The following is a 7,812-nucleotide window of genomic DNA, read 5'->3' on the forward strand; positions in this document are numbered from 1 at the left end:
CGGTGATAAAAAGTACCCGTGAATCTCTTGGAGAGGAGCGGGTACTTTTGTATAATTGAACAAAAAAATAAGGTGAAATGTCAGTAAAATCTTTTCCTTTTCACAATTCACAATCATTGGGTTATAATGATAGAATATAATTTATTCTATTTAATAAATACAAAGTCAATTTTCAATAAAAGGTGATTCGATGGCAAATGAGCAAGTACTAACAGCTGAACAGGTACTCGAGAAAGCAAGTCAATATTTAGCGGTTGAAGATATTGAGCTAGTGGCACGTGCTTATGAATATGCACGCGATGCACATAGCGAACAATATAGAAAATCGGGTGAACCATATATTATTCACCCAATTCAAGTTGCAGGTATTTTAGTTGATTTACACATGGATCCAGCTACAGTATCGGCAGGTTTCTTACATGATGTAGTGGAAGATACAGAGATTACATTAGAAGATATTGAGCGAGAATTTAATAAAGAAATCGCTATGCTTGTCGATGGTGTTACAAAGCTCGGAAAGATTAAATATAAATCTCATGAGCAGCAACAAGCAGAAAACCATCGCAAAATGTTTATCGCAATGGCTCAAGATATTCGAGTTATTTTAATTAAACTAGCTGATCGTCTTCATAACATGCGTACATTGAAACATTTGCCTCAAGAGAAGCAGCGTCGCATTGCGAATGAAACGTTAGAAATCTTTGCACCTTTAGCACATAGACTCGGAATCAGTACTATTAAATGGGAGTTAGAGGATACGTCACTTCGCTATTTAAATCCGCAACAATATTATCGTATTGTAAATTTAATGAAGCGTAAACGTGCAGAGCGTGAAGAATATTTAGATGAAGTAATGACTGGTATTCGTGAGAAATTAAAAGAAGTTTCCATTCAACCTGAGATTTCTGGAAGACCAAAACATATTTACAGTATTTATCGTAAAATGGCATTGCAAAATAAACAGTTTAATGAAATTTACGATTTACTAGCTGTACGTGTCGTTGTAAATAGTATTAAAGATTGTTACGCGGTGCTTGGAATTATTCATACTTGCTGGAAGCCAATGCCAGGTCGTTTCAAAGATTATATTGCAATGCCGAAAGCAAATCTATATCAATCTCTTCATACGACGGTAATTGGACCGAAAGGTGATCCGCTAGAAGTGCAAATTCGTACGAAAGAAATGCACGAAATTGCAGAATTCGGTATCGCGGCACATTGGGCGTATAAAGAAGGAAAGACCGCAGAAACAACAGGTACATTAGAGAAGAAACTAACTTGGTTCCGTCAAATATTAGAATGGCAAAATGAAGCTTCTAATGCAGAAGAGTTTATGGAGTCATTAAAAATTGATTTATTCTCTGACATGGTATTCGTCTTCACACCGAAAGGCGATGTAATGGAATTACCACTTGGATCTGTTCCAATTGACTTTTCTTATCGTGTCCATTCAGAAATCGGGAATAAAACAATTGGTGCAAAAGTAAATGGGAAAATGGTGACCCTTGATTATAAATTAAAAACGGGTGACATCATTGAAATTTTAACATCGAAACATTCGTATGGCCCAAGCCAAGATTGGGTGAAACTTGCTCAAACATCTCATGCGAAAAATAAAATACGTCAATTCTTTAAGAAACAGCGTAGAGACGAAAATATTGAAAAAGGCCGTGAACTTGTTGAAAAAGAAGTACGTGGTCTAGAGTATGAGATGAAAGAAGTGTTAGCTCCTGACAATTTAAAACGTGTTGCTGAGAAGTTTAATTTTGCAAATGAAGAAGATATGTTTGCAGCAGTTGGATATAGCGGAATTACAGCGTCGCAAATTGTTACGCGACTAACGGACAAGTTCCGTAAGCAGCGTGAAGAAGAAGAAATTGTTGAAGTTAAAGAAGTTCGTAAACCGATGAAAATTCGAAAATGGGATTCTGGTGTAAAGGTAAGTGGTGCTGACAATTTATTAATTCGTTTGTCAAAATGCTGTAACCCAGTTCCAGGTGATGATATCGTTGGGTATATTACGAAAGGTCGGGGCGTATCGATTCACCGTCGTGATTGTGTAAATATTCATACAGAAGAAGCTGTAGAGCGCTTATTAGAAGTAGAGTGGGAAGGTAGCCCTGAAAAAGAAATTGAATACAACGTTGATATCGAAATTTCAGGCTATGATCGCCGTGGTTTATTAAATGAAGTATTGCAAGCTGTTACAGAGACGAAAACATACATTTCAGCTGTTTCTGGTAGAAGTGATCGTAATAAGATGGCAACGATTAATATGTCGATCTCGATTCGTAACTTACAACACTTGAAAAAAGTAGTAGAACGCATTAAACGTGTTCCTGAAATTTATGCAGTACGACGTATGATGCACTAATAGGGAGTGTAGAAAAGATGAGAGTTGTTTTACAACGATCAAAAGAGGCGTCTGTCACAGTAGATGGTGAGATTGTAGGACAAATTCCATTCGGTTTAACATTACTAGTTGGCATTACGCATGAAGATACTGAAAAAGATGCAACGTACATTGCGGAAAAAATCGCGAACTTACGCATCTTTGAAGATGAGAGCGGAAAGATGAACCATTCTGTACTCGATGTAGAAGGACAAGTTCTATCAATTTCGCAATTCACATTATATGGCGATTGCCGCAAGGGAAGACGTCCAAACTTTATGGATGCTGCGAAACCTGACTATGCAGAGCATTTATACGATTTCTTTAATGAAGAAGTTCGTAAACAAGGATTGCATGTAGAAACAGGGAAGTTCGGTGCAATGATGGACGTTTCTTTAATCAATGATGGTCCGGTGACCTTAATTGTAGAAAGTAAATAGTATGGCCCAAGAAGAGAGGATTATATAATCCTCTCTTTTTTATACTTTGTTGTATATTTTGTTCATTTATCCCGCTATTTGTGGGCAGTAAGACCCCCACCTCAAAATTCAGCGGAAGCAAAGAAGTTAGGTGGGGGTCGGGCTGCCCGGAAAAGCCCAATTGGTGAGGGCTGATAATCAGTGGAGGATGAATAAAACCCCCACTGATTAAAGTTTCACTTTATCATAGGATTAATTCGAAGGGGAATAAAAGGAAAAGAAGGTGTAGCATGCTTCAAGAATTCAATATAACTTTACGTTTTATGCTAGAGTTATGTGTTCTTGGGATTGTTGGATACTGGGGATTTCGGGTAGGAACAATAACGGCTATAAAAATTACACTTGCTATTATTTTTTCGATTGTTGTTGCAGTCATTTGGGAGCTATTTGGAGCTCCGCATGCAGAATGAGAAGTACAAGGTATATTGCATGTATTGTTAGAGATTATCATGTTTGGAGCGGGTGTTGCAGCGTTGTATCATTTGAAGCATCCTATGCTGGCGAGTGGATTGGTAACTATTATTGTTATAAATCGAATGCTGATGTTGATTTGGAATCAATAGCTTGGGTTATCCATTATATAGTATAATGTAAAAAATGGTAAAAACATTCGGATGTATGTGTGAAAAGGGGAGATAGTATATGAATTGGTCAATCTTTAAAGATTTGAAATTTTCATTGCGATTTAGCTTAGCTATTTTTTTACATGCATTAGGAGTTACTTTCGCAGTGCTAAGTTACAGTACTTGGGTAGTATTTGTAATAATAGCAATGGTTGTAACAACCTTTATGATTCAAAGAGCGGATTATTTATATAAAAGTGGTATGGAATAACGTTATTCGTTTATACGTATAACTACCTCATCAATATGGAACAATAAAAAGTAAAACATCCATATTGAATGTGAGGGATATACGTATGCGTATGAATGAAAAAGGGCATTCTGTTACAAACGGTGCAAATCAACTGTTTAACGTGAATTTTCATGATTTTATTTCAAAAGAACAAAACAATACTTCGATGGAGCTTGCTTCTGAGTTTGGAATTTCTCTTCAAGATGTAAAGCGTCTTAAGAAGCAGATTGAACGCTCTTAGAACACTTGACAATCGTACTTAACAAACGTATAGTAATTTTATATTTACATATGAATATAACCGTTGATAGAGAAGAGTAAATGAGATACACATGGAAAGAGAAGAGATGTCTTAGGCTGAAAACATTTCTACATGATGACTGATTGAATGACACTCTAGAGGTTTCAACTTGAACGGCATATATGCTTAGTAGGGATGAACGCACATTTAAGCGTTATTAAAAAAGTGGAAGCATACGTGCTTCAATTAGGGTGGCACCACGGGTATAATACTCTCGTCCCTACTGTTCAAACAGTAGAGGCGGGAGTTTTTTTATTTTTATTAAGATTAAAACAATTTGAGGAGGAACTGAATATGTCTATTCAAATCCCACGCGGAACGCAAGATATTCTTCCAGGCACTGTTGAGTTATGGCAGTATATCGAAGGGCAAGCACGCGAAATTTGCCGTCGTTACAATTATAAAGAAATTCGCACACCAATTTTTGAACACACTGAGCTATTTTTACGTGGTGTTGGTGATACGACAGATATCGTACAAAAAGAAATGTACTCATTCCAAGATCGTGGAGAACGTAGTTTAACATTACGTCCAGAAGGTACTGCACCTGTTGTACGTTCTTACGTTGAAAACAAAATGTTCGGTGACGCAACGCAACCAACAAAGTTATACTATATCGGTCAAATGTTCCGTTACGAAAGACCACAAGCAGGTCGCTATCGTCAATTCGTGCAATTCGGTATTGAAGCAATCGGTAGTAACGACCCTGCAATTGATGCAGAAGTAATTGCACTTGCTGTAGAGTTTTACCGCGGCATGGGCTTAAAAAATATTAAAGTTGTATTAAACAGCTTAGGTGATGCAGCGAGCCGTCAAGCGCACCGCGATGCATTAATCGCTCATTTTGAGCCACGCATCGGCGAGTTCTGCTCTGATTGCCAATCTCGCTTAGAAAAGAACCCACTTCGTATTTTAGACTGTAAGAAGGACCGTAACCATGAATTAATGGGTACAGCACCATCTATTACAGAATACTTAAACGAAGATTCAGCAGTATACTACGACAAAGTTCAAGAACTATTAACGATGATGGATGTTCCATTTGAAAAAGATCCAAACTTAGTGCGTGGTTTAGACTACTATCAACACACTGTTTTTGAAATTATGAGTGAGGCGGAAGGTTTCGGTGCTATCACTACATTAAGCGGTGGTGGCCGTTATAATGGACTTGTACAAGAAATCGGTGGACCAGAAATGCCAGGTATCGGTTTTGCGATGAGTATTGAACGTCTAATTATGGCGCTAAAAGCTGAGAACATTGAGTTACCAATTGAACATAGTATTGATTGTTACGTTGTAGCTCTTGGTGAAAAAGCGAAAGACCATGCTGCGAAAGTTGCGTTTAATCTTCGTAAAGCTGGATTATCAGTTGAAAAAGATTATTTAGATCGCAAAATGAAAGCACAATTTAAATCAGCAGATCGTTTAAATGCGAAATTTGTAGCTGTATTAGGGGAAGATGAGCTAGATAAAGGTATCATTAACTTAAAAGATATGGCAACAGGCGGACAAGAAGAAGTAGCATTAGATGTATTTGCTTCATACGTAGCAGAGAAATTAATATAGGGGGAACTTACAGTGGCTGAAAGAACACATGCATGTGGAAAAGTAACAGTAGAAGCTGTTGGACAAACAGTTCAATTAAAAGGTTGGGTACAAAAACGTCGTGACTTAGGTGGATTAATCTTCATCGATTTACGTGACCGTACAGGTATCGTGCAAGTCGTATTTAACCCAGAAACATCAAAAGAAGCGCTAGAAGTAGCAGAAACGATTCGTAGTGAATACGTATTACACGTAGAAGGTACAGTTGTTGAACGTGGTGAAGGCGCAATTAATGACAATATGGCAACTGGTCGTATTGAAGTACAAGCAACGAGAGTAAACGTATTAAATGCAGCGAAAACAACACCAATCATTATCGCTGATGATACAGATGCATCAGAAGATGTGCGTTTAAAATATCGTTACTTAGACTTACGTCGTCCTGTAATGTTTAACACATTCAAAATGCGTCACGACGTAACGAAAACAATTCGTAACTTCCTAGATACAGAAGACTTCTTAGAAGTTGAAACTCCAATTTTAACGAAGAGCACACCAGAAGGAGCTCGTGACTATTTAGTGCCTAGCCGTGTACACGACGGTGAATTCTATGCATTACCACAGTCACCACAATTATTTAAACAACTTCTTATGGTCGGCGGATTTGAGCGTTACTATCAAGTAGCACGCTGTTTCCGTGACGAAGATTTACGTGCGGATCGTCAACCAGAATTCACGCAAATCGATATCGAAGCTTCATTCTTAACGCAAGATGAAATTTTAGATATGATGGAGCGTATGATGACGAAAGTCATGAAGGATGCAAAAGGTGTAGAAGTTAGTGCACCATTCCCTCGTATGAAATATGCTGATGCAATGGCTCGCTACGGTTCTGATAAGCCAGATACACGCTTTGAAATGGAACTAACGGACCTATCTGAATTTGCAGCAGATTGTGGATTTAAAGTATTTACAAGTGCTGTAGAAAGCGGCGGACAAGTAAAAGCAATTAATGCAAAAGGTGCTGCAAGCAAATACTCTCGTAAAGACATCGATGCATTAACTGAATTCGTAAAAGTATACGGTGCAAAAGGTCTAGCTTGGCTTAAAGTGGAAGAAGATGGCTTAAAAGGACCGATTGCGAAATTCTTCGGTGAAGAAGATGCAAAAGCGTTAATGAGTACATTAGAAGCTACTGCTGGCGATTTATTACTATTCGTAGCAGATAAGAAAAGCGTTGTTGCAGATAGTTTAGGTGCACTTCGTTTACGTTTAGGTAAAGAGCTTGAGTTAATCGATGAAAGTAAATTTAACTTCCTATGGGTAACTGATTGGCCACTTCTTGAGTACGATGAAGATGCAGATCGTTACTTCGCAGCTCACCACCCATTCACAATGCCATTCCGTGAAGACGTTGAGCTATTAGAAACAGCACCAGAAAAAGCACGTGCACAAGCATATGACCTTGTATTAAACGGTTATGAGCTTGGTGGTGGATCACTTCGTATTTACGAACGTGACGTACAAGAAAAAATGTTCAAAGCACTTGGATTCTCACAAGAAGAAGCACAAGAGCAATTCGGATTCTTATTAGAAGCATTCGAATACGGTACACCACCACATGGCGGAATTGCATTAGGTTTAGACCGTCTTGTTATGTTACTTGCAGGTCGTACGAACCTTCGTGATACAATTGCATTCCCGAAAACAGCAAGCGCAAGCTGCTTATTAACAGAAGCTCCAAGCCCAGTTGCAGAAGCGCAGCTTGAAGAACTGAACTTAAAATTAAGCTTGAAAGAAGAGAAGTAAGAATAGGGTCTAGATGGTTATACTATAGCCGTCTAGACTTTTTTTGAGAGGAAGTTTAAAAAGTCCGGTTTAGATAACTGTCGCATTTCGTCGTTGCTTCGCCAGTCCGGTGCTCGAGTAGTAAAGCTACACTGCGCTCCTCCTGGCATCAGCGCCTCGACCTGCTCGGTTATCTAAATCCTCCTTTTTAAACGTATATTGAGAGGAAGTTTAAAAAAGTCCGGTTCAGATGGCAGTCGCATTTCGTCGTTGCTTCGCCAGTCCGGTGCTCGAGTAGTAAAGCTACACTGCGCTTCTCCTGGCATCAGTGCCTCGATCTGCTCGGTTATCTAAACCGGACTTTTTAAACGTATATTGAGAGGAAGTTTAAAAAGTCCGGTTTAGATAACTGTCGCATTTCGTCGTTGCTTCGCCAGTCCGGTGCTCGAGTA

6 protein-coding genes, 1 pseudogene and 1 other annotated feature are annotated in these 7,812 nt (G+C 38.6%); all 7 genes and pseudogenes read left to right on the top strand.

Going from position 1 to position 7,812, the window contains the following annotated elements:
• Positions 1-190 precede the first annotated feature (190 nt).
• The 7 genes and pseudogenes from relA to aspS all read left to right on the top strand — a co-directional run bounded on the left by relA (position 191) and on the right by aspS (position 7,381).
• Positions 191-2,374 (top strand): GTP diphosphokinase, encoded by a 2,184-nt coding sequence (gene relA / locus JDS95_RS11055; protein WP_001262805.1) that lies wholly within the window; start codon positions 191-193, stop codon positions 2,372-2,374.
• Between the two features lie 17 nt (positions 2,375-2,391).
• Positions 2,392-2,832 carry a D-tyrosyl-tRNA(Tyr) deacylase gene (locus tag JDS95_RS11060; protein ID WP_001266954.1) on the top strand — a complete coding sequence of 147 codons (441 nt, stop codon included), beginning with the start codon at positions 2,392-2,394 and terminating at the stop codon, positions 2,830-2,832.
• Between the two features lie 269 nt (positions 2,833-3,101).
• A pseudogene (locus JDS95_RS11065) lies at positions 3,102-3,434 on the top strand (YrdB family protein).
• Positions 3,435-3,513: 79 nt separating this feature from the next.
• Complete coding sequence (locus tag JDS95_RS11070; protein ID WP_001104580.1) at positions 3,514-3,705, top strand: hypothetical protein; 192 nt, start codon at positions 3,514-3,516, stop codon at positions 3,703-3,705.
• Positions 3,706-3,790: 85 nt separating this feature from the next.
• Positions 3,791-3,967, top strand: a complete 177-nt coding sequence (locus tag JDS95_RS11075) for a hypothetical protein (protein WP_001242605.1) — start codon at positions 3,791-3,793, stop codon at positions 3,965-3,967.
• 54 nt (positions 3,968-4,021) lie between these two features.
• Positions 4,022-4,252, top strand: a binding site (T-box leader).
• Positions 4,253-4,321: 69 nt separating this feature from the next.
• Positions 4,322-5,593: a histidine--tRNA ligase gene (hisS, locus tag JDS95_RS11080; RefSeq protein WP_085450603.1), complete on the top strand. Its 1,272-nt coding sequence runs from the start codon at positions 4,322-4,324 to the stop codon at positions 5,591-5,593.
• Positions 5,594-5,605: 12 nt separating this feature from the next.
• Entirely contained in the window at positions 5,606-7,381 is a 1,776-nt protein-coding gene (aspS, locus tag JDS95_RS11085) for an aspartate--tRNA ligase (protein ID WP_000840918.1), read from the top strand.
• Positions 7,382-7,812 lie beyond the last annotated feature (431 nt).

This window comes from Bacillus cereus group sp. N24, assembly GCF_016483345.1.
GTDB lineage: Bacteria > Bacillota > Bacilli > Bacillales > Bacillaceae_G > Bacillus_A > Bacillus_A toyonensis.